This is a genomic window from Streptomyces sp. SirexAA-E (assembly GCF_000177195.2).
Lineage (GTDB): Bacteria > Actinomycetota > Actinomycetes > Streptomycetales > Streptomycetaceae > Streptomyces > Streptomyces flavovirens.
In genome coordinates this window covers 1,730,954-1,752,168 of sequence record NC_015953.1, presented here as the reverse complement: position 1 = coordinate 1,752,168, position 21,215 = coordinate 1,730,954, and the positions used below count along the sequence as shown (strand labels likewise).

19 protein-coding genes are annotated in these 21,215 nt (G+C 73.3%); 14 read left to right on the top strand and 5 right to left on the bottom strand.

What is annotated here, in order from left to right; translation table 11 throughout:
- Positions 1 to 119: 119 nt before the first annotated feature.
- On the top strand, positions 120 to 1,142 hold the full coding sequence (locus SACTE_RS07715) for a C40 family peptidase (protein ID WP_014045469.1): 1,023 nt from the start codon (positions 120 to 122) through the stop codon (positions 1,140 to 1,142).
- A gap of 16 nt (positions 1,143 to 1,158) precedes the next feature.
- Positions 1,159 to 2,412: a hypothetical protein gene (locus SACTE_RS07710; RefSeq protein WP_026359017.1), complete on the top strand. Its 1,254-nt coding sequence runs from the start codon at positions 1,159 to 1,161 to the stop codon at positions 2,410 to 2,412.
- Here the strand turns inward: SACTE_RS07710 and SACTE_RS07705 are convergent.
- Positions 2,369 to 3,622 (bottom strand): glycosyltransferase 87 family protein, encoded by a 1,254-nt coding sequence (locus SACTE_RS07705; protein WP_050986360.1) that lies wholly within the window; start codon positions 3,620 to 3,622, stop codon positions 2,369 to 2,371. The two genes, SACTE_RS07710 and SACTE_RS07705, sit on opposite strands and share 44 nt — an antisense overlap.
- A gap of 77 nt (positions 3,623 to 3,699) precedes the next feature.
- On the opposite strand from SACTE_RS07705, the gene SACTE_RS07700 reads away from it, so the two are divergent.
- Positions 3,700 to 4,842, top strand: a complete 1,143-nt coding sequence (locus tag SACTE_RS07700) for a glycosyltransferase family 4 protein (RefSeq protein ID WP_014045466.1) — start codon at positions 3,700 to 3,702, stop codon at positions 4,840 to 4,842.
- Positions 4,843 to 4,922: 80 nt separating this feature from the next.
- On the opposite strand, the gene SACTE_RS07695 is transcribed toward SACTE_RS07700, so the two are convergent.
- Positions 4,923 to 6,719 (bottom strand): AMP-dependent synthetase/ligase, encoded by a 1,797-nt coding sequence (locus SACTE_RS07695; RefSeq protein ID WP_014045465.1) that lies wholly within the window; start codon positions 6,717 to 6,719, stop codon positions 4,923 to 4,925.
- A 280-nt stretch (positions 6,720 to 6,999) separates the two neighbouring features.
- Between SACTE_RS07695 and SACTE_RS07690 the strand changes: the two genes are divergently transcribed.
- The 6 genes from SACTE_RS07690 to SACTE_RS07665 all read left to right on the top strand — a co-directional run bounded on the left by SACTE_RS07690 (position 7,000) and on the right by SACTE_RS07665 (position 12,019).
- A complete protein-coding gene (locus SACTE_RS07690; RefSeq protein ID WP_026359018.1) occupies positions 7,000 to 7,809 on the top strand; it encodes a metallophosphoesterase in 810 nt (269 codons plus the stop codon).
- A 117-nt stretch (positions 7,810 to 7,926) separates the two neighbouring features.
- Positions 7,927 to 8,376 carry an SRPBCC family protein gene (locus tag SACTE_RS07685; protein ID WP_014045463.1) on the top strand — a complete coding sequence of 150 codons (450 nt, stop codon included), beginning with the start codon at positions 7,927 to 7,929 and terminating at the stop codon, positions 8,374 to 8,376.
- Positions 8,377 to 8,380: 4 nt separating this feature from the next.
- Complete coding sequence (locus SACTE_RS07680) at positions 8,381 to 9,571, top strand: ArsA-related P-loop ATPase (RefSeq protein WP_014045462.1); 1,191 nt, start codon at positions 8,381 to 8,383, stop codon at positions 9,569 to 9,571.
- A gap of 81 nt (positions 9,572 to 9,652) precedes the next feature.
- Complete coding sequence (locus tag SACTE_RS07675; RefSeq protein ID WP_014045461.1) at positions 9,653 to 10,165, top strand: DUF5304 domain-containing protein; 513 nt, start codon at positions 9,653 to 9,655, stop codon at positions 10,163 to 10,165.
- A 75-nt stretch (positions 10,166 to 10,240) separates the two neighbouring features.
- Positions 10,241 to 11,182, top strand: coding sequence for an ROK family glucokinase (locus SACTE_RS07670; protein ID WP_014045460.1), 942 nt, complete (start codon positions 10,241 to 10,243; stop codon positions 11,180 to 11,182).
- A 75-nt stretch (positions 11,183 to 11,257) separates the two neighbouring features.
- Positions 11,258 to 12,019, top strand: a complete 762-nt coding sequence (locus SACTE_RS07665) for an endonuclease/exonuclease/phosphatase family protein (protein ID WP_014045459.1) — start codon at positions 11,258 to 11,260, stop codon at positions 12,017 to 12,019.
- A gap of 42 nt (positions 12,020 to 12,061) precedes the next feature.
- Here the strand turns inward: SACTE_RS07665 and SACTE_RS07660 are convergent, their stop codons facing one another.
- Complete coding sequence (locus tag SACTE_RS07660; protein WP_014045458.1) at positions 12,062 to 12,730, bottom strand: hypothetical protein; 669 nt, start codon at positions 12,728 to 12,730, stop codon at positions 12,062 to 12,064.
- The gene (locus SACTE_RS07655; protein ID WP_014045457.1) at positions 12,723 to 13,502 is read right to left on the bottom strand and encodes an alpha/beta fold hydrolase; all 780 of its coding nucleotides are present in this window, start codon (positions 13,500 to 13,502) and stop codon (positions 12,723 to 12,725) included. The genes SACTE_RS07660 and SACTE_RS07655 overlap by 8 nt, the downstream gene beginning before the upstream one ends.
- A gap of 261 nt (positions 13,503 to 13,763) precedes the next feature.
- Between SACTE_RS07655 and SACTE_RS07650 the strand changes: the two genes are divergently transcribed.
- From SACTE_RS07650 to SACTE_RS07635, 4 genes are all read left to right on the top strand, one after another.
- Complete coding sequence (locus SACTE_RS07650; RefSeq protein WP_014045456.1) at positions 13,764 to 14,522, top strand: lysophospholipid acyltransferase family protein; 759 nt, start codon at positions 13,764 to 13,766, stop codon at positions 14,520 to 14,522.
- Between the two features lie 40 nt (positions 14,523 to 14,562).
- Positions 14,563 to 15,789: a DUF5931 domain-containing protein gene (locus SACTE_RS07645; RefSeq protein WP_014045455.1), complete on the top strand. Its 1,227-nt coding sequence runs from the start codon at positions 14,563 to 14,565 to the stop codon at positions 15,787 to 15,789.
- The gene (locus tag SACTE_RS07640) at positions 15,786 to 16,487 is read left to right on the top strand and encodes a response regulator transcription factor (protein WP_014045454.1); all 702 of its coding nucleotides are present in this window, start codon (positions 15,786 to 15,788) and stop codon (positions 16,485 to 16,487) included. Before SACTE_RS07645 ends, SACTE_RS07640 begins: the two co-directional genes overlap by 4 nt.
- Positions 16,488 to 16,578: 91 nt before the next feature.
- The gene (locus tag SACTE_RS07635) at positions 16,579 to 17,574 is read left to right on the top strand and encodes a 2-hydroxyacid dehydrogenase (RefSeq protein WP_014045453.1); all 996 of its coding nucleotides are present in this window, start codon (positions 16,579 to 16,581) and stop codon (positions 17,572 to 17,574) included.
- Between the two features lie 31 nt (positions 17,575 to 17,605).
- Here the strand turns inward: SACTE_RS07635 and SACTE_RS07630 are convergent, their stop codons facing one another.
- On the bottom strand, positions 17,606 to 19,492 hold the full coding sequence (locus tag SACTE_RS07630; RefSeq protein WP_014045452.1) for a phenazine-specific anthranilate synthase component I: 1,887 nt from the start codon (positions 19,490 to 19,492) through the stop codon (positions 17,606 to 17,608).
- A gap of 258 nt (positions 19,493 to 19,750) precedes the next feature.
- Here SACTE_RS07630 and SACTE_RS07625 point away from each other — a divergent pair, with 258 nt between their 5' ends.
- Entirely contained in the window at positions 19,751 to 21,097 is a 1,347-nt protein-coding gene (locus SACTE_RS07625; protein WP_014045451.1) for a 3-deoxy-7-phosphoheptulonate synthase class II, read from the top strand.
- Positions 21,098 to 21,215: the final 118 nt, after the last annotated feature.

Sequence of the window (21,215 nt, the reverse complement as noted above, 5' to 3'; positions counted from 1 at the left end):
GCGGTGTAGCCGTCCGGTTACTGTCTGCGCTGCCGTGCAGCTCCCGGTCGTCGGTCCGCCCGTCCCGGGTGGCAGGGGCTGCGCACATCTGCGTACAGCGGAAAGGAGTGCGGCTACCCGTGGTGTCGCATCGCCGCCCCACCCGGCCCGGCCCGGGCCGGACCGTCCGGGCCACCGTCCTGTCGGCCGCGGCGGCCACCGCCGCGGCCACCCTCGGGGCCGCACCGGCGGACGCGGGACCGCAGGACACCCGCGCGAGCGCCGAGGCGGAGGTCGACCGGCTGTACGGCGAGGCCGAACAGGCCACCGAGCGGTACAACGCGGCCCGTGAGAACGCGGGACGGCTGCGCGGCGAGGTGGACCGCGCCCAGGACCGGGCGGCCCGCGCCCAGGAGGACGTCAACCGGATGCGGGCGGCCCTCGGCTCCATGGCGGGCGCCCAGTACCGCTCCGGGGGCATCGACCCCTCCGTCCAGCTGCTGCTCTCCTCGGACCCGGACAGCTACCTGGAACGGGCCGCCTTCCTGGACCGGGAGGGCGAGCGCCGTGCCGCGCTCCTCGGCAGACTCCGCCGGGCGGAACAGGCCATCGCCCGGACCCGCGCCGAGGCCGGACACGCCCTCGCCGGGCTGGAACGCGAGCGGACGGCCGTGGCCCGCCACAAGAGGGCCGTCGAGGACAAGCTGGCCAGGGCCCGGCGGCTGCTGGAGTCGCTGCCCGCCGAGGACCGCGAGGCGAGGGGGCGCGCGTCGCGCGGGGACCGGACCGCCGACCCGGCCGGGCCCGGCGCCGGCTCCCCCCGGGCGATGGCCGCCCTGAGCGCCGCGCAGCGTGCCCTGGGGCGCCCCTACGTGTGGGGCGCCAACGGCCCCACGGCGTTCGACTGCTCAGGGCTGACGCAGTGGGCCTACGCCCAGGCGGGGGTGAGCCTGCCCCGGACCTCGCAGGCCCAGCGGTACGCGGGGCGGGTGGTGCCGCTCTCCGAGGCCCGGCCCGGGGACCTCGTCGCCTACCGCGCCGACGCCTCGCACATCGCCGTCTACGCGGGAAACGGGCAGGTCATCCATGCTCCCCACCCCGGAGCGCCGGTGCGCTACGACCCCGTCGGCATGATGCCCGTCTCCTCGGTCACCCGCGTCTGACCGTACGATCGGCTGGATGGCTGTTCGAACGCAGGACGTGCGGCGGGAGCGTACCCGCGGACGGCGCGCGGCGGGTGCCGTGATCGCCGGGCTGCTGCTCGCCTCCGGGTGCGCCGCCTCCCCCCGGGCCCCCGCCGGGCCCACCGCCCAGGAGGTCGGCGCCACCCTCGACCGGCGCGCCGCCGCCGTGCTGGCGCACGACAGCGAGGCGTACCTCGCCGCGGTCGACCCGGCGGCCGCGTCCTTCCGTACGGCCCAGCGCACCGAACTGGGCAACCTGGCCGACGTCCCGCTGGAGTCGTGGACCTACCGGGTCAAGGACGTCATCCGGCGGAGCGCGGACCGGGTCACCGCCGACGTGGAACTGCGCTACCGGATCGAGGGGTACGACGACGCCCCGGTGACCTCGGCCCGCACCGTGGAGCTGGTCCGCCACGGCGCCGGCGGCCCCTGGTACATATCCGCCGACCGGGCCGCGAAGGACTCCCCCGACCAGCTCTGGCAGCAGGGCGACATCGAGGTGGTCCGGGGCGCGCACAGCCTCGTCCTGGGCGTCGGACGCCGCACCCAGGAACTGCGCCGGATCGCGGACATCGCCGACCGGGCCGTCCCGGCCGTCGGGGAGTCCTGGCCCGAGCCCTGGGACCGGCAGGTCGTGGTGCTCGTCCCCGAGTCGGTGGAGGACATGGCGGGCCTCCTCGACTCGCCCGCGGCGAGCTACCGGGGGATAGCCGCCGTCACCACCGGCGAGGTGGGGGGCAGCGGCCGGCGGCCGGCGGACCGGGTGATCGTCAATCCGCAGGCGTACGGCATGCTCGGGGAGTTCGGGCAGCGCGTGGTCCTCACCCACGAGACCACCCACGTGGCGACCCGGGCCGACACCTCCGCCGCCACGCCCGTCTGGCTCTCCGAGGGCTTCGCCGACTTCACCGCCTACCGGCAGGAGGCCCGCAGTGCCCAGGAGCTCGCCCCCGAACTGACGGACGCGGTCCGGCGCGGCGAGCTCCCCGCGAGCCTGCCCGCCGACGAGGACTTCGGCTTCGGCGGGGACGCGGCCGCACTGGCGCGGGCGTACGAGGGCGGCTGGCTGGCCTGCGAGCTGATCGCCGAGGAATGGGGCGAGGAGGAGCTGATCGCCTTCTACCGGGCCGTCGGGGGCCGTTCGACACGGGACGGGGCGGTGGAGCACGCCCTGCAGAGCGTGCTCGGCACCACCCCGGAGGACTTCACGGCGCGCTGGCGGGAGTATCTGCGCGACCGGCTGGGGTGACCTGACGCTCCGCCCCCTCGGCCCGGCCCGGGACGCTGTCCCGCCACAGCCGCCACCCGGCGGCCACCGTCGCCACGATCAGCAGCCCGTTGCGTACGGCGAGCAGGGCCACGCCCTGCGCGTCGCTCGCCACGACATGGGCGAAGCCCAGCGGGAACTCCAGCACCGTCACCCCGGTGGCCACCAGCACCAGCCAGGCGGGCAGCACCATCCGGCTGCCCCGGAACACCAGGCACACCGCCGCGATCCCGACCAGCCACACCATGTACTGGGGGCTGACGACCCGGCTGGTGGCGGTGAACAGCAGCACCGCCGTGAACGCCGCGTCCGCCGTGGTGTGCACCGCGAACGCCTTTGCCCGCAGCCGCCACAGCAGCAGCCAGCCGAACGCGAGCACGCTCAGCCACAGCGCCAGTGTGCTCACCAGCGCGACCTGGGGACCGGTGAACTCCATGGAGCCGTACCGCAGTTCGATGCCGCCCGGCCAGCCGGACTGCCGTGCCAGGTGGAAGAAGAGCGCCGCCGGTGCCTCGATCTCCAGTCCCCGGTCCCGCTGGAACGCCAGGAACGCGTAGGCGCCCGGCAGCGCCACCGCCGCCAGCAGCGCGAGCACCCCGGCGGCCACCGCCGCCGCCGACCAGGAGCGCCGCGTCGCACGGCCCTTGGCGGTGCCCACCAGCAGCAGCACCGGCCACACCTTCAGCAGCGTCCCGAAGGCGACCAGCGCCCCCATCACCCGCGGACGGCGCACCCCGGCCAGCAGCGCCGCGACCGCCACGGCCGTGACCATCAGGTCGTACCGGGCGTACACGGTCGGGCCCAGCAGCGGCACCCCCGCCACCCAGACCCACGCACCGGCCTGCCGGGCACCGGGCCGCCTGGCCGCGTACAGCAGCAGGCCCAGCACCAGCGCGTCGCAGAGCAGGACCAGCACGAAGAAGGCCGACGCGTACTCCAGGAACGGCAGCAGCGCCGGGGAGGCCACGGCGAGCGCGGCGGCGGGCGGGTACTGCCAGGTGACGTCGTCCAGCGGATACGAACCCGCGCGGAACACCTCGTACCAGCCCTGGTAGATCACCGAGACGTCGACCGTGACGTCCGGGCCCGGCACCGTGAACACCTTGAACACACAGAGCATCAGCACCGACCGGGTGAGCGCCCACACGACCGGGGCCATGGCCCGGCCGACCGCTCCTGTCCTGACCGTCATGCACGCCATCATGCAGGTCCGGCCTGTGCGGGAGCCGTCAGGCAGGGCCGTGCGGGCGCCCGGTACTGTCGGCGGCGATGGACAAGACCCTGATCGTCACCAACGACTTCCCGCCCCGCCCCGGCGGCATCCAGGCGTTCCTGCACAACATGGCGCTGCGGCTGGACCCGGCACAGCTCGTCGTGTACGCCTCCACCTGGAAGCGCGGGGCCGAGGGCGCCCGGGCCACCGCCGCCTTCGACGCCGAGCAGCCCTTCACCGTCGTGCGCGACCGCACCACGATGCTGCTGCCCACTCCGGGGGCGACCCGCCAGGCGGTCCGGCTGCTGCGCGAACACGGCTGCGGCTCGGTGTGGTTCGGCGCGGCGGCCCCGCTCGGGCTGATGGCTCCCGCGCTGCGCCGGGCCGGGGCGCGCCGGATCGTCGCGACCACCCACGGGCACGAGGCCGGCTGGGCCCAGCTGCCCGCCTCCCGGCAGCTGCTGGGGCGCATCGGCGAGGGCACCGACACCCTCACCTACCTCGGCGAGTACACCCGGTCCCGGATCGCCGCCGCGCTCACCCCGGCCGCCGCGGGCCGCATGGTCCAGCTGCCGCCCGGGGTCGACGAGAAGACCTTCCACCCGGCCTCCGGCGGGGACGAGGTCAGGGCCCGGCTCGGGCTCACCGACCGGCCCGTGGTGGTCTGCGTGTCGCGGCTCGTCCCGCGCAAGGGCCAGGACACCCTGATCCTCGCCATGCCCGCGATCCTGGCGCGGGAGCCGGACACCGTCCTGCTGGTCGTCGGCGGCGGCCCCTACGCGGGGCGGCTGAAGCGGCTGGCCGCCGAGACCGGGGTCCAGGACTCGGTGCGCTTCACCGGAGCGGTGCCCTGGGAGGAGCTGCCCGCCCACTACGGCGCGGGTGACGTCTTCGCCATGCCCTGCCGCACCCGGCGCGGCGGGCTCGACGTGGAGGGCCTGGGCATCGTGTACCTGGAGGCGTCCGCGACCGGGCTGCCCGTGGTGGCGGGCGACTCAGGCGGCGCCCCCGACGCGGTGCTCGACGGCGAGACCGGCTGGGTGGTGCGCGGCGGATCGGCCGAGGAGACCGCCGACCGGATCGTCACCCTGCTCGGCGACCCGGCGCTGCGCCGGCGGATGGGGGAGCGGGGCCGGGCCTGGGTCGAGGAGAAGTGGCGCTGGGACCTGCTCGCGGAGAAGCTCCGGGCCCTGCTGTGAGCGGATGAGCGAGGACCACGCCGAGGGGCCCGCACGGCAACCGTGCGGGCCCCTCGGCGGTCTGCGCTCCCCGTGCGCACTCAGGCGCGGTAGATCGACTCGACCTCGTCGGCGAAGTCCTTCGCGACCACGTTGCGCTTCAGCTTCAGCGAGGGCGTGATGTGGCCCGCCTCCTCGGTGAACTGACTGGCCAGGATACGGAACTTGCGGACCGACTCCGCCTTGGACACCGCGGCGTTGCCGTCGTCCACGGCCCGCTGCACCTCGGCCAGCAGATCTGCGTCCTCGCGCAGCGAGACCGCCGTCGAACCGGCGGGCTTGCCGTTCTCCTCGGCCCAGCGGGAGAGGAACTCCTCGTCCAGGGTGATCAGCGCGCCGACGAACGGCCGTCCGTCGCCGACCACCATGCACTCGGCGACCAACGCGTGCCCGCGGATGCGGTCCTCGATGACGGCCGGGGCGACGTTTTTGCCGCCCGCGGTGACGATGATCTCCTTCTTGCGGCCGGTGATCGCCAGGTAGCCGTCCTCGTCGAGCGTCCCGATGTCGCCCGTGTGGAACCAGCCGTCGGCCAGCGCCTCGGCCGTCGCCGCCTCGTTCTGCCAGTACCCGGTGAACAGGTGCTCGCCGTGCAGCAGGACCTCGCCGTCGTCGGCGATCCGCACGACCGAGCCGGGCAGCGGCTGACCGACCGTGCCGATCTTCTGCCGGTCCCAGGGGTTGAAGGCGGTGGCGGCGCAGCTCTCGGTGAGGCCGTATCCCTCCAGCACCGTGAAGCCGATGCCCCGGAAGAAGTGGCCGAGGCGCTCGCCCAGCGGCGCGCCGCCGGAGATCGCGTACTCGCCGCGGCCGCCGAGAACGGCCCGCAGCTTGCCGAAGACCAGCTTGTCGAACACCTTGTGCTTGACCCGCAGCCCGAACGAGGGGCCCTGCGGCGTGCCCAGCGCCCGGCTGTACGCGATCGCCGTGGCGGCGGCCCGGTCGAAGATCTTGCCCTTGCCGTCTGCCTGCGCCTTGGCCCGCGCCGAGTTGTAGACCTTCTCGAAGACCCGGGGCACGCCGAGGATCAGCGTCGGCCGGAAGGAGGCGAGTTCGTCCGTGAGGTTCTTGATGTCCGGCACACAGCCCAGACGGATCGGCGCCATCACGGAGGCGACCTCGACCAGCCGTCCGAAGACGTGGGCGGTCGGCAGGAAGAGCAGTACGGAGCACTCGCCGGTACGGAAGAGCGGCTTCAGCCGCTCGACCACGTTCCCGCACTCCGCGAAGAAGCTGCGGTGGGTCAGCACACAGCCCTTGGGGCGTCCGGTGGTGCCCGAGGTGTAGACGAGGGTGGCCGGGTCGTCGGCCTTGGCGCTGCGCATCCGCAGGTCCAGCGTCTCGTCGGAGACCCCGGCACCGCCCTCGGCGAGTTCCCCGACGGCGCCCTTGTCGATCTGCCACAGATGGCGCAGGTCCGGCAGCCGGTCGCGCACGGCCGTGACGGACGCGGCGTGGGTGTCGCTCTCCACGAGCGCCGCAACCGCGCCCGAGTCACCGAGGATCCACTGCACCTGCTCGGGGGAGCTGGTCTCGTAGACCGGCACGGTGACCGCGCCCGCGCTCCAGATGGCGAAGTCCAGCAGCACCCACTCGAAACGGGTACGGGACATCAGGGCGACCCGGTCGCCGGGCTCGATGCCCGCCGCGATCAGCCCTTTCGCCGTGTTCGAGACCTCGGCGAGGAACTGGGTGGCCGTGACGTCGGTCCACGCGCCGGCGACCTTGCGGCTCATGACCGCGACGTCGGGATGCTGAGCGGCGTTGCGGCGGATGAGATCCGTCAGGTTGCCGTCCGTAGGGACCTCGTACAGGGCCGGAAGGCTGAACTCGCGCAAGACTGCTGCTCCTCATCGGGCTCCGGTTCCACGGCTCTGTGTGACGCACCGGAAGCGGTCCAAGACTGGCAGGTGCTCAGTGGGGTGAGCACGACTGGACTGCCCGGACGTTACCCACCGGTACGCGGTTCCGGATAGGGGGGTCCGGCCAGATGTCTTATGCATCACACATATCCACCACCCTTCGGCGCACAGTAGTGCACCGGTGTGACGACCCGGAAGTAACCGCAGGTCCGGCGGGCCCTACCCGGTAGGGGCGAGGAGACCTAGGGTGATCTCCATGCGAGGCAGCGAAGTGCAGGGCCGGGACGCGACCGCCACCCGCCGGACGCGCGTACACGTGGTGAGCGACGTCCACGGCAACACGGCGGCGCTGGCACGCGCCGGCGACGGCGCGGACGCCCTGGTCTGCCTCGGTGACCTGGTGCTCTTCCTCGACTACGCCGACCATTCGCGCGGCATCTTCCCCGACCTGTTCGGCGAGGCCAACGCCGACCGCATCGTCGAGCTGCGCACCGCCCGGCGCTTCGAGGAGGCGCGCGCCTTCGGCAGGGAGCTGTGGGCCGGCCGCGACCGCGACGCGGCGATCCTGGGAGCCGTACGCAAGCAGTACGCCGAGATGTTCGCCGCCATGCCCACCCCCACGTACGCCACCTACGGCAACGTCGACGTGCCCGCGCTCTGGCCCGAGTACGCCGGCCGCGGTACGACGGTGCTGGACGGCGAGCGGGTCGAGATCGGCGGCCGTGTCTTCGGCTTCGTCGGCGGCGGTCTCCGGACGCCCATGAACACGCCGTACGAGATCAGCGACGAGGAGTACGCCGCCAAGGTCGAGGCGCTCGGCCCGGTCGACGTCCTGTGCTCGCACATCCCGCCCGAGGTGCCCGAGCTGACGTACGACACGGTGGCCCGCCGCTTCGAGCGCGGCAGCCGTGCCCTGCTCGACGCCATCCACCGCACCCGCCCCAGGTACGCGGTGTTCGGCCACGTCCACCAGCCGCTGGTGCGCCGGATGCGGATCGGGGCCACCGAGTGCGTCAACGTCGGGCACTTCGCGTCCACCGGGCGGCCCTGGGTCCTGGAGTGGTGACCGGACCCCCGGGCGGGGGCCGGGGCGTGGACGGGGCCACCGCGGGCACGCGATAGCCTGCACACGGCAGGCCACTGCCGAATGCGACCGGTATTACCGCACTGGAGGGCCACGGCGATGGCTGAACACACCAGCTCGAGCATCACGATCGAGGCGGCACCGGCCGACGTGATGGACGTGATCGCCGACTTCGCCCGTTATCCGGAGTGGACCGGAGAGGTGAAGGAGGCCGAGATCCTGGCCACCGACGACCTCGGCCGCGCCGAGCAGGTCCGCCTCGTGCTGGACGCCGGGGCGATCAAGGACGACCACGTGCTCGCCTACACCTGGAACAGCGAGTACGAGGTCGACTGGACCCTCGTCAAGTCCCAGATGCTGCGCGCCCTCGACGGCAGCTACGCGCTGGCGCCCCTCGGCGACGGCGACCGCACCGAGGTCACCTACCGGCTCGCCGTGGACGTCAAGATCCCGCTGCTCGGCATGATCAAGCGCAAGGCCGAGAAGGTCATCATCGACCGGGCCCTGGCCGGCCTGAAGAAGCGCGTCGAGTCCGTCTCCAAGGCCTGACCGGGTGCGCACGGTCCTCGTCACGGGCCCCGGCGGCTCCGGCCGTACGACGCTCGCCGCGGCGAGCGCCCTCGCCGCCGCCCGGGCCGGCCGGCGCACGCTCCTGGTCACGACCGACCCGGTCCCCGGACTGCCCGACCCCGGCGGCCCGGCGCCGGCCGAGACCGTCGACGGACTGCACCACGTCCGCACCGACTCCGCCGCGCACTTCCGCGCCGAACTCGTCGCCCTCCAGGACCGCGCGTCCGGAGTGCTCGACCTCCTCGGCGCCAACCGGCTGGACGCCGAGGAGCTCACCGAGCTGCCGGGCAGCGGACAGCTCGCCCTTCTGCACACCCTGCACCGGGCGGCGGCCGGGGACCGGGCCACGGAGTACGACGTCCTCGTCGTCGACCTGCCGCCGCTGGCCGACGCCCTCGCCCTGCTCGCCCTGCCCGGCCAGCTGCGCCGCTACCTGCGCCGGCTGCTGCCCCCCGAACGCCAGGCCGCCCGCGCGCTGCGCCCGATGCTCGCCCAGATCGCCGGCGTCCCCATGCCCGCGCAGTGGCTGTACGAGGCCGCCGCCCGCAAGGACACCGAACTCGCCGCCGTCGAAGCCCTCCTCCGGGACCGCGCGACGACGGTACGGCTGGTCGCCGAGCCCGGGCCCGCCGCCGAGGACGCCCTCGGCCGCGCCCGCACCGGGCTCGCCCTGCACGGGCTGCGCGTCGACACCCTCGTGGCCAACCGGCTGCTGCCCCGGCACTCGGCCGACCCCTGGTTCGCCGACCTCGCGGCCCGGCAGGACAAGTGCCTGGACCACTGGCGCCAGGGCCCCGCACCGCTGACCGAGGTCCCCCACCTGGGGCGCGACCCCCGCACCCCCGAGGACCTCGGCCTGCTGGGCGCGGACTGCGCACCCGACGAGCGGACACCCGGGCCCGCCGATGACCCGTGGTGGACGGAGGACACCCGAGGGGAGCCGGGCGACGAGGGCGTCCTGACCTGGTGCCTGCCGCTGCCCGGTGCCGTCAAGGAGAACCTCCGGCTCGTCCGGCGGGGTGACGAACTGCTTCTGACCGCGGGCGAGTTCCACCGCGTCCTGCGCCTGGAGTCCGCGCTGCGCCGGTGCACCGTCGCCGGGGCCGCCCTGACCGACGGGGTGCTGCGTGTCCGGTTCGTCCCGGACCCCGGCCTCTGGCCCCGGACACGGTGAACCCGTCACCACCGTTCGGGTACCGTCGGTGGTACGGGGCCCGCAGGGCCGTCGCAGGCAACCGCGTCGCAGGAGTCCGCCATGAGTGAAGCCACCGATCGTCCCGCCGACGACGACGCGTGGGCACAGGCCTGCGCCGAGGACCTGGAAGCCGAGAAGGCCCGCCGCAGGGCCGAGTACGGGCCGCCGCCCGGATCGGCCGCCGAGGAACTGCGCAAGCTGTTCGACGCCGTCGCCGACAAGGTCTCCTCCCTCCGGTCGCCGCTGCTCGGAGCGGCCGCCCAGGGAACCGTCCAGCAGGTCATCCGGCAGGCGAAGTCCGCGGTCGGACCCGTCATCGAGCGCAACCCCGGCGTCTTCGACCACCTCGCCGCCGCGGGCAACGAGCTCCTGGCCGCCTACCGCTCCGCCGTCGAGGGCCAGGAAGGCCGCTGGACCCAGGGCACCGAGGGCGCCTCCGGCACCACCCGGCCCGCCCGGGACGCCTCCGGCGCCGCTCCGGACCCGACCGGGCCCGCCGGGAAGGCCGCGCAGGACCCCTCGGACCCGCGTGACGAGGGCCCCGGCGGTAGCGAACATATCGACCTGGACTGACCCGGGGCAGGAAATACCCGTCCCCGGCTCGGGTACGGTTGGCCCTAGCGGGGCTCGACCGAAACTGAGGGATTCATGGGACTCACCATCGGCGTCGATATCGGCGGCACGAAGATCGCGGCTGGAGTGGTCGACGAAGAGGGCCAGATCCTCTCGACGTTCAAGGTACCGACCCCGCCGACGGCCGAAGGCATCGTCGACGCGATCAGCTCGGCCGTGGCCGGAGCGAGCGAGGGGCACGACGTCGAAGCCGTCGGCATCGGCGCGGCCGGATACGTCGACGACAAGCGCGCCACCGTGCTGTTCGCCCCGAACATCAACTGGCGGCACGAGCCGCTGAAGGACAAGGTCGAACAGCGCACCGGCCTCCCCGTCGTCGTCGAGAACGACGCCAACGCGGCGGCCTGGGGCGAATACCGCTTCGGTGCCGGCCAGGGCCACGACGACGTCATCTGCATCACGCTCGGCACCGGCCTGGGCGGCGGCATCATCATCGGCAACAAGCTGCGCCGCGGACGCTTCGGTGTGGCAGCGGAATTCGGCCACATCCGGGTCGTCCCGGACGGACTGCTGTGCGGCTGCGGCAGCCAGGGCTGCTGGGAGCAGTACGCCTCCGGGCGCGCTCTCGTCCGGTACGCCAAGCAGCGCGCCAACGCCACCCCGGAGAACGCCCCGATCCTGCTGGGACTCGGCGACGGCACGGTGGAGGGCATCGAGGGCAAGCACATCAGCGAGGCCGCCCGGCAGGGCTGCCCCGTCGCCGTCGACTCGTTCCGTGAGCTGGCCCGCTGGGCCGGAGCCGGACTGGCCGACCTCGCCTCGCTCTTCGACCCGTCGGCCTTCATCGTCGGCGGCGGCGTCTCCGACGAGGGCGAACTGGTCCTCGACCCGATCCGCAAGTCGTTCCGGCGCTGGCTGATCGGTGGCGAATGGCGCCCGCACGCCCAGGTCCTCGCCGCCCAACTGGGCGGTAAGGCGGGTCTGGTGGGCGCCGCCGACCTGGCCCGCCAGGGCTGACGGCTGCCCGTTCCTCCTTTGACGCCCGTCGCGCCCTCCCGGGGTGCGGCGGGCGTCGGACGTATCGTGCACCGCATGGTCACCCCGCCGACACCGCTGCCCGACTCCCGTACCGAGCCGGACGGTTCGGCCCTCGTCCGGGTGCTCAGCTACAACGTCCGCTCGCTGCGCGACGACACCGAGGCGCTGGCGCGTGTCATCCGCGCCTGTGCGCCCGATCTGGTGTGCCTCCAGGAGGCCCCGCGCTTCTTCCGCTGGCGCAAGGCGGCCGCCCGGCTCGCCGCCCGGACCGACCTCGTGATGCTCGCGGGCGGCGCCACCGCGGCCGGGCCGATGCTGCTCTGCTCCCTGCGGGCCACGGTCGAGCGCACCGAGGACGTCCTGCTGCCCCGCACCCCGGGACTGCACCGGCGCGGGCTGGCCACGGCCGTCGTCCGGATCGCCGGGGCGCGGCTCGGCGTGGTGAGCTGCCATCTGAGCCTGGAGCGCGAGGAGCGGCGGACCCAGGCCGGACTGCTGCTGGACCACCTGGACGCCCTGGAGGTCCCGCACGCGGTGGTGGGCGGAGACCTCAACGACGTCCCGGACGGGCCGGCCTTCCGGCGACTGGCCGGGCGGCTCCAGGACTGCCGGACCGTACGCCCCTGGGGCGGCGAGCCCACCTTCCCGGCGCCGGAACCGGTGAAGCGGATCGACGCGGTGTTCGCGACCGGCGGGGTCGAGGTGCTCGGCTGCGGCGTCCCGGCGGGGCTGCCCGGTGTCACCGGCGCCGATCTGCGGGCGGCCACGGACCACCTGCCCGTCCTGGCCGCCCTCCGGGTGCCCGCCGGGGCCTGATCCGCTCCCGAGACCCGGTCGGACGACCGCGCCGCCGCCCGGTCAGACGACCGCGCCGCGTCCCGGGTCGTCGTCCTCCTCGTCGTCGTGCGGCATGCGCGCCACCAGCGTGACGAAGCCGCCGAGGAAGCCGCCGATGCTCAGCGTGGTGAGCCACCACGTCATCTCCCACTGGAGCAGCACCGCGACCAGCATCAGCACCGGTCCGCCGACGACCGCGAGCCACGCGAACTTCGCCGTGACGTCGGCCTCCGGCAGCGGCGGCGGCTCCGGCGGGACGAAGTGCCCCTCCTCGCCGTCGTCCGGATCGTCGATGTCGCCGTCCTGCGGCTCGGCCACCCGGTAGTCGCGCGGACCCGCCACCCCCGGGGCGAAGACGACCGAACCGCCCAGCTTCTTCTCCGGCGGCCCGCCCGCCGGCTTGCCGTCGGCACCCTTCTCCGGGGCGTCACCCTGGCCGGGCTCGGCGTCCGGCAAGGTGTTCAGCTGGTCGTCCTCCAGCCGCGCCAGGGCCTCGACCGACTTGAACGGCTTGGCGCCCGGCGGGTCGGGCGGCTCCTCGCCGTATCCCGCGACGATCGCCTCCCAGGCCGCCGCCTCGTCCAGCGGTGCGACCTCCTCCGTGCCTTCGGGAACGGCGGCCGTGCCCTCCGTGGGGCGCGGCTCGCGCTCCTCGTCGCTGCCCGTGCGTTCCGCGTCGTGCTCAGCCACCGGACGTGCTCCCCTTCTTGCCGACGCTGGGTGCGAGGCGGCCGATGAACCGGTAGCTCTCGCCGAAGATCCGCTCCGCATCGTGGTCCAACGTCGCGACGTGGTAGCTCTGTTCCAGGAGGATCTCCTCGACGTCCGTCGAGGACACCCGGCTCAGGATCCGCGCCGAGTCGGCCGGCGGCACGACGTGGTCCTGCGGGCTGTGCAGCAGCACCAGCGGCTGGATGACCTGCGGCAGTTCGCCGTCCACCAGCCGGAAGAACGTCCGCAGGGAGTGCGCCGCGTGCAGTGGCACCCGGTCGTAGCCGATCTCGTCGGAGTTCTCCAGGGCGATGTCGTTCGCCAGCCCCTTCGTCGTCCGCACCAGGTGCCGGGCGAGAGGCAGGGCGTACGCCGACAGGCCGTGCACCTTGTTCGCCGGGTTGACCAGCACCAGGCCGGAGACGGTGTCCCCGTGCTTGGCGGCCAGGCGCAGCGCCAGCGCCCCGCCCATCGACAGGCCGAAGACGAAGACCTGGGCGCAGCGGTCCCGCAGCGCCCGCAGCTCCCGGTCCACCTCCGCGTACCAGTCCTGCCAGCCGGTGACCGCCATGTCCTGCCAGCGCGTGCCGTGACCGGGCAGCAGCGGGAGCGACACGGTCAGGCCGCGCTCGGCCAGGTACTCGGCCCAGGGGCGCAGCGACTGCGGTGAACCGGTGAATCCGTGACAGAGGAGGACGCCGACCTCTCCGCCCTCGTGGCGGAACGGCTCGGCTCCGGGGAGGACCGGCACCAGGGGTCTCCTGTTCGTGAGCGTGGCGGGGACGTGCGGGAGGAGTGCGGAAGGATGCCCTCACCGTACGCGACCGGACCGACACCGACCAGGGCCGTCACCGTCACAGCGGCCGCACCCGGGCCGGCCGCCCGGGGACGGACCTTCGGGCGGCGGCGGAGGGAGGCCGGACCGGAAGGCGGGACATGGCCCGGAGCGGGGCAGGAGGAGGACAGGTCCACAGGCTAAGGTCTGACCGACAGCACACAGGAGGCACCCGAGTTGATCTACGGCGCGATGAAGTTCTCCATCGGCGGCTCCCTGAAGCTCGCCTTCCGGCCGTGGGTGGAGGGACTGGAGAACATCCCCGTCCGAGGACCGGCGATCCTCGCGAGCAACCACCTCTCCTTCTCCGACTCGTTCTTCCTGCCGGCCGTCCTCGACCGCAAGGTGATCTTCATCGCCAAGGCCGAGTACTTCACCGCCCCCGGGGTGAAGGGCAAGCTCACCGCCGCCTTCTTCAAGGGCGTCGGCCAGCTCCCGGTGGACCGCTCCGGCGGCCGCGGCGCGGGGGAGGCCGCGATCAAGGCCGGGATACAGGTCGTCGAGAGCGGCGGGCTCTTCGGCATCTACCCGGAGGGCACCCGGTCGCCCGACGGACGGCTCTACCGGGGCAAACCCGGCGGACTGGCCCGGGTGGCGCTCGCCACCGGCGCACCCGTCATCCCCGTCGCGATGATCGACACGGAGAAGATCCAGCCGCCCGGCCAGGTGATGCCCAAGCTGATGCGCCCGGGGATCCGGATCGGCAAGCCGCTGGACTTCAGCCGCTACCAGGGCATGGACGGCGACCGGTTCATCCTGCGCTCGGTCACCGACGAGGTGATGTACGAGATCATGAAGCTCTCCGGCCAGGAGTACGTGGACATCTACGCGACCGCCGCCAAGCGGCAGATCGCCGACGAGGCGAAGCGGAAGGCCGACGAGGCGAAGCAGAAGGCGGACGAGGCGAAGAAGGGGACGGAACGGACCGGCGGGTGACCACGCCGTCCGCCGTCCCGGCGGGAAGACGGGGGAGGACATGGCCAGGGGTGAACGGGTCGTGCGGATGTCGGTCGAGCAGCCGCTGTGGCGGGCGCTGACCGCGTACCGCGTCCTGACGCTGGTCTACGCCGTGCTGCTCGCGTGCCTGCGCCGGGACCAGTACGAACGTCTCTGGGTGGCCGTCGCCTTCCTCGCGGTCCTCGCCGTGTGGACACTGGCCACCCTGCCCCGGGTCGCCAACGCGGCGAGCTGCACCAAGCGCTTCCTGGGCATCGACCTCGCGGTCGCCCTGGCCGGGATCCTCCTCACCCCGCTCGCCGACTTCCAGGCCCAGCAGGAGGACGGCACCACCCTGCCGTCGATCTGGACCGCCGGCGCGGTGCTCGCCTTCGCGCTGAAGGGCGGCTGGCGGTGGGCGGCCTTCGCCTCGACCCTCGTCGCCGCCGCCAACATCGTCGAGCGCGGCGAGCCCAGCCGGGACACGATCCACAACGTCCTGCTGGTCTGGGTCGCGTCCATAGCGATCGGCTACGTCGTCGAGGTCGCCCGCGCCAGTGAACGCACCCTGGCCCGCGCCCTGGAGATCGAGGCCGCCACCCGCGAACGGGAACGCCTCGCCCGCGACATCCACGACAGCGTCCTCCAGGTCCTCGCGATGGTCCAGCGCCGGGGCACCGCGCTCGGCGGCGAGGCGGCGGAGCTCGGCCGGATGGCGGGGGAACAGGAGATCGCCCTGCGCACCCTGGTCTCCAGCGGCCTGGTGCCCGGCGTCCGGGTCTCCGAGGACGCCGGCGAGGGCGCGGTCGTCCGCCTCCCGGGCCCCGACGAGGCGGAGGACCCGGAGCCCGCGCGGGCCGATCTGCGCACGCTGCTCGCCCCGCACGCGGGCGCCCGGGTCAGCTTCGCCGAACCCGGTGCCCCGGTGCTGGTGGCCCCCGGGGCGGCACGTGAGCTGGCCGCCGCGGTGAGCGCGGCCCTGGACAACGTCCGGGCCCACGCCGGAGCCGGCGCGCGGGCGTGGATCCTGGTCGAGGACGAGCCCGACGAGGTGATCGTGACGGTCCGGGACGACGGACCGGGCATCCCGGAGGGCCGGCTCGACCAGGCGGAGGGGGAGGGGCGGCTCGGCGTCGCCCTGTCCATCCGCGGCCGGCTGCGCGACCTGGGCGGCACGGCGGAGCTGATCTCGGTGCCCGGCCAGGGCACCGAGGTCGAGTTGAAGGTACCGAAGGTTTCACGGGGGAAGGCGGGAACGGTCCGATGACCACACCGAGCACACCGCACGCGCGGGAATCCACAGAGCGACCCATCAGGGTGATGGTCGTCGACGACCACCCCATGTGGCGCGACGCCGTGGCCCGCGATCTGTCCGAGTCCGGCTTCGACGTCGTGGCCACGGCCGGGGACGGCCCGGGCGCCGTACGCCGTGCCCGGGCCGCCGTCCCCGACGTCCTCGTCCTCGACCTCAACCTGCCCGGGATGCCGGGCGTCCAGGTCTGCAAGGAACTCGTCGGGTCCCACCCGGCGCTGCGGGTCCTGGTGCTCTCGGCCAGCGGGGAGCACGCCGATGTGCTGGAGGCCGTGAAGTCGGGCGCCACCGGCTACCTGCTCAAGTCGGCCAGCACCCAGGAGCTCACCGACGCGGTACGCGCCACGGCGGCCGGCGATCCGGTCTTCACACCCGGCCTCGCCGGGCTCGTCCTCGGCGAGTACCGCAGGCTCGCCTCCGATCCGGCCCCGGCGGCCTCCGACGAACCGAAGGCCCCGCAGCTCACCGAGCGCGAGACCGAGGTCCTGCGGCTGGTCGCCAAGGGACTCTCGTACAAGCAGATCGCCGAGCGGCTGGTCATCTCCCACCGCACCGTGCAGAACCACGTCCAGAACACCCTGGGCAAGCTCCAGCTGCACAACCGGGTGGAGCTCGTGCGGTACGCGATCGAGACCGGCCTCGACGGCGCCTGACCGGCCGCGCCGGGCGGCCCCGCGCCCCGTGGATCCGGGGTACGGGGCCGTATATTCGCCAGAGCCCGTACCCCCCGACCCGGGAGCTGTCGTGGAGATCCTCGCCTTCGGTGTCCAGTCCGACGAGAAGCCGCTGATCGAGAAGGCCTTCGAGGGGCGGCACGAGGTCCGCTGCCTGGACGTCTTCCTCACCGAGGACACCGCCCCGATCGCCCAGGGCTACGAGATCGTGTCCACCAGCGTCAACGCGGACCTCGGCGGACCCGTCCTGCGGGCCCTGGCCGCGGGCGGCACCCGGATGATCGCCCAGCGCTCCACCGGCTTCAACAACATCGACCTGGGCGTCGCCGAGCGCCTCGGTCTGCGGGTCGCCCGGGTCTCGCACTACTCGCCCCAGTCGGTCGCCGAGTTCGCCTGGACCCTCGCCATGGCCGTCAACCGCCGCATCGTGCGCGCCGTCAGCCGCACCCGCGACTTCGACTTCCGCCTCGACGGGCTCCTCGGCCGCGACCTGCACGGCCGCACGGCCGGGGTCCTCGGCACCGGCAAGATCGGTGAGGCGTTCGCCCGGATCGCCCACGGCTTCGGCATGGAACTCCTGGGCTGGGACGTCACCGAGAACCCCGCCTGCACCGCGCTCGGGATGACGTACGTCGACAAGGAGCGGCTCTTCGCCGAGTCCGACCTGATCAGCCTCCACGTCCCGCTGCTGCCCGCCACCCAGCACCTCGTCGACGCCACCGCCCTCGCGGCGATGAAGGACGACGCGATCCTCGTCAACTCCAGCCGCGGTGGACTCGTCGACACCACCGCGCTCGTCGCCGAACTCCGCCGCGGCCGGTTCTCGGGGGTCGGGCTCGACGTCTACGAGGCGGAGGCCGGTCTCTTCTACGTCGACAAGTCGATCGAGGGCATCGACGACGACACCCTGGCCCGGCTCATCACCTTCCCGAACGTCATCGTCACCTCCCACCAGGCGTACTACACCCGCGAGGCCGTCGGTCAGATCATCGACGCCACCGTGCGCAACGTCACCGACTACCTGGCGGGCACCCGCAGCGAGAACGTCCTCGTCCCCGCCGTGTGAGGGCCCCGGGACGCCGGGGCCCCCGGGGCCCTCAGCCCGCCACCGGCAGCCCCGCCAGCAGCTCCGTCACGATCGCGGAGCCGCGGAGCGTCAGCACCGACTCCGGGTGGAACTGCACCGAGGCGAAGCCCTCCCCGCGCAGGGCGTGCAGTTCGCCGGAGGCCGCCTCCCGGCTCACCTCGATGCCGTGCGCCGCCAGTTCGACGGCCGCCGCCTCGTCGCAGTGCGCCGCGAAACTGTTGTAGAAGCCGACGGTCTCCGGCCGGCCGAACAGCTCGATACGGGTCTGCGCCCCCTGGTGGGGTGCCGCCTTGCGGACGACGGGCAGTCCCAGCTCCGCCGCGATCAGCTCATGGCCCAGGCACACCCCCAGCAGCCCGTGCCGGTGGTCGCGCACCAGCCCGGCGGCGAGCCCCCGCAGCAACCGCATCTTCGGGTCGGCCGTGTTCCCCGGGTCACCGGGCCCCGGCCCCAGCACGACGGGCCCCTCGTGCGCCGCCACCACCTCGCGCAGCCCGGGCTCGTCGTAACGGCGCACCGAGACCACGAGACCCGAGGACCGCAGCAGGTGCGCCAGCATCGCGGTGAAGGTGTCCTCGCCGTCCACCACCAGCGCGTGGCCGGCCGGCCGTGCCGCGCGCTCCTGCATCCGCAGCCAGAACGGCGCCAGCGCCCCCCGGCGGTCCTCCAGCGCCGCCTGCACCCGGGGATCGGAGGCCAGCCGGGGACGGTCGGCCTCCGCCTCGGGCCGGCCCGGCCGCACCCCCAGCGCCGCCAGCACACCCGCGGCCTTGGCATGGGTCTCGGCGACCTCGCCCGCCGGGTCCGAGTGGCGCACGAGGGTCGCCCCCACCGGCACGCGCAGCCGGCCGGCGGGCGAGATGTCCGCGGTGCGGATCAGGATCGGCGAGTCCAGGCTCTGCGTCCCGCCGGGCTCCCGGCGCAGCAGCGCCAGGGCGCCCGCGTAGTAGCCGCGGCCCTCGCTCTCGTACCGCTCGATGACCCGGCAGGCGTTCTGGACGGGGGAGCCCGTGACCGTCGCCGCGAACATGGTCTCCTTCAGGACCTCGCGCGCGTCGAGCGTGGAGCGCCCGCGCAGCTCGTACTCGGTGTGCGCGAGGTGGGCCATCTCCTTGAGCCGGGGGCCGACGACCACACCGCCCATGTCCCCGACGGTGCACATCATCTTGAGCTCCTCGTCGACCACCATGGAGAGCTCCTCCGTCTCCTTGCGGTCGGCGAGGAAGGCCAGCAGCCCTTCGGCGGTCGGCCCGCTCTCCGGGTAGCGGTAGGTCCCGCTGATCGGGTTCATCACGACCGTGCCGCCGGACATCCGCACATGGACCTCCGGGCTGGCGCCGACCAGGGTGCGGTCCGGGGTGTGCACGACGAACGTCCAGTACGCGCCCCGCTCACCGGCCAGCAGCCGGCGGAACAGCGCCAGGGCGTCGGCCCGTCCGAAGCCGGGGATCCCGCCCCCGAAGGTCCGCCGCACCACGAAGTTCGCGCCCTCACCCCGGCCGATCTCGTCCTCGACGACGCGCCGCACGATGTCCGCGTACTCCTCGTCGGGGACGTCGAAGGCGCCGTCCTCGACCCGTACGGCATGCGCGGGCAGCGCCGCCAGCACCTCGTCCAGGGGGAGTTCGCAGGAATCCTCGGCGCTCAGCACCGCCAGCGGGGTCCCGTCGTCGCGTACGTCGAAGCCGCGCTCGGCGATCTGCCGGAACGGCACCAGGGCCAGCGAGGGCAGCTCGCCGACCGGGATCGCCGCGAGCCGGTCCACCTCGCGCACGGGCCCGGTCAGGACCTCGACAGTGTCGTGGTCCCGGCCGGGCGTACGCCTGCGGAGCAGCGCGAACGGAGGGGCGTCGTCCCGCAGCAGTCTCTGCACGAGGGCGGTGGCGCGGTCGGGCATGGAGAGTTCCTTCCTGGGGGAGGAACGGCTCTCGGCTCCGAAACGCGGAGAAGGCCGCCCCTCGGGCGGCCTTCGCGAAGTCTGTACGCGCGATTGTCAGCGGGCCGCCGGATGAGCGGTCCACCACCAGTTCTGGGTCGTCTGCGCGAACATGCGGCGAAGCATAGCCCACGGACCGCTCCGGACGAGACGGGTGTCTCATTTGCTGAGCGTCCGGATGGACGCCCTCCGCGACCCCGTAATGTGGGGGAGGTGACCGTGAACGCCAATACCTCCGTCGCCGGTGGCCACACCTGGCGAGACCTTCCCGCGGCGCAGCAGCCCGAGTACCCCGATGCCGAGGCCCTGCGCGATGTGATCGCGGACCTCGAGTCGTATCCGCCGCTCGTCTTCGCGGGCGAGTGCGACCAGCTGCGCGCCCGCCTGGGAGCCGTCGCCAAGGGCGAGGCGTTCCTGCTGCAGGGGGGCGACTGCGCCGAGGCCTTCGACGCCGTGTCGGCCGAGCACATCCGCGCCAAGCTCAAGACGCTGCTCCAGATGAGCGCCGTCCTGACCTACGCGGCCTCCGTGCCCGTCGTCAAGATCGGGCGGATCGCGGGGCAGTACTCCAAGCCGCGCTCCAAGCCGACCGAGACCCGCGACGGCGTGACGCTGCCGACCTACCGCGGCGACTCGGTGAACGGCTTCGCCTTCACCGAGGAGGCCCGGATCCCGGACCCCCAGCGGCTGAAGCAGATGTACCACGCGTCCGCCTCGACGCTGAACCTCGTCCGCGCCTTCACCACCGGCGGGTACGCCGACCTGCGCCAGGTGCACGCCTGGAACCAGGACTTCGTGAAGTCCTCGCCGTCCGGGCAGCGTTACGAGGCCCTGGCCCGCGAGATCGACAACGCGCTCAACTTCATGAAGGCCTGCGGCACGGACCCGGCCGAGTTCAAGGCCGTCGAGTTCTACGCCTCCCACGAGGCGCTGCTGCTCGACTACGAGTCGGCGCTCACCCGCACCGACTCGCGCACCGACCTGCTGTACGACACCTCCGGCCACATGGTCTGGGTCGGTGAGCGCACCCGCCAGATGGACGGCGCGCACATCGAGTTCGCGTCGAAGATCCGCAACCCCATCGGCGTCAAGCTCGGCCCGACGACCACCGTCGACGAGGCGCTCGGCTACATCGACCGCCTCGACCCCGACCGTGAGCCCGGACGGCTGACCTTCATCGTCCGCATGGGCGCCGACAAGGTCCGCGACAAGCTCCCCGAGCTGGTCGAGAAGGTCACCGCGTCCGGTGCCGCCGTCGTGTGGGTCACCGACCCGATGCACGGCAACACCTTCGAGGCCGCCTCCGGCCACAAGACGCGCCGCTTCGACGACGTCCTGGACGAGGTCAAGGGCTTCTTCGAGGTCCACAAGGCCCTCGGTACGCACCCGGGCGGCATCCACGTCGAGCTCACCGGCGACGACGTGACCGAGTGCGTCGGCGGCGGCGACGAGATCTTCGTGGACGACCTGCACCAGCGCTACGAGACCGCCTGCGACCCGCGTCTCAACCGCAGCCAGTCCCTGGACCTGGCCTTCCTGGTCGCCGAGATGTACCGCGACCAGTAGGGGAACACCCTGGGCGCACCTGTGGGGCACGGATCCATGTGATCCGTGCCCCACAGTCCGTACCGGGCTTTACACGCCAGGGGCGGCGGGTAAGGTTAGGTTAGCCTCACCGAAACTT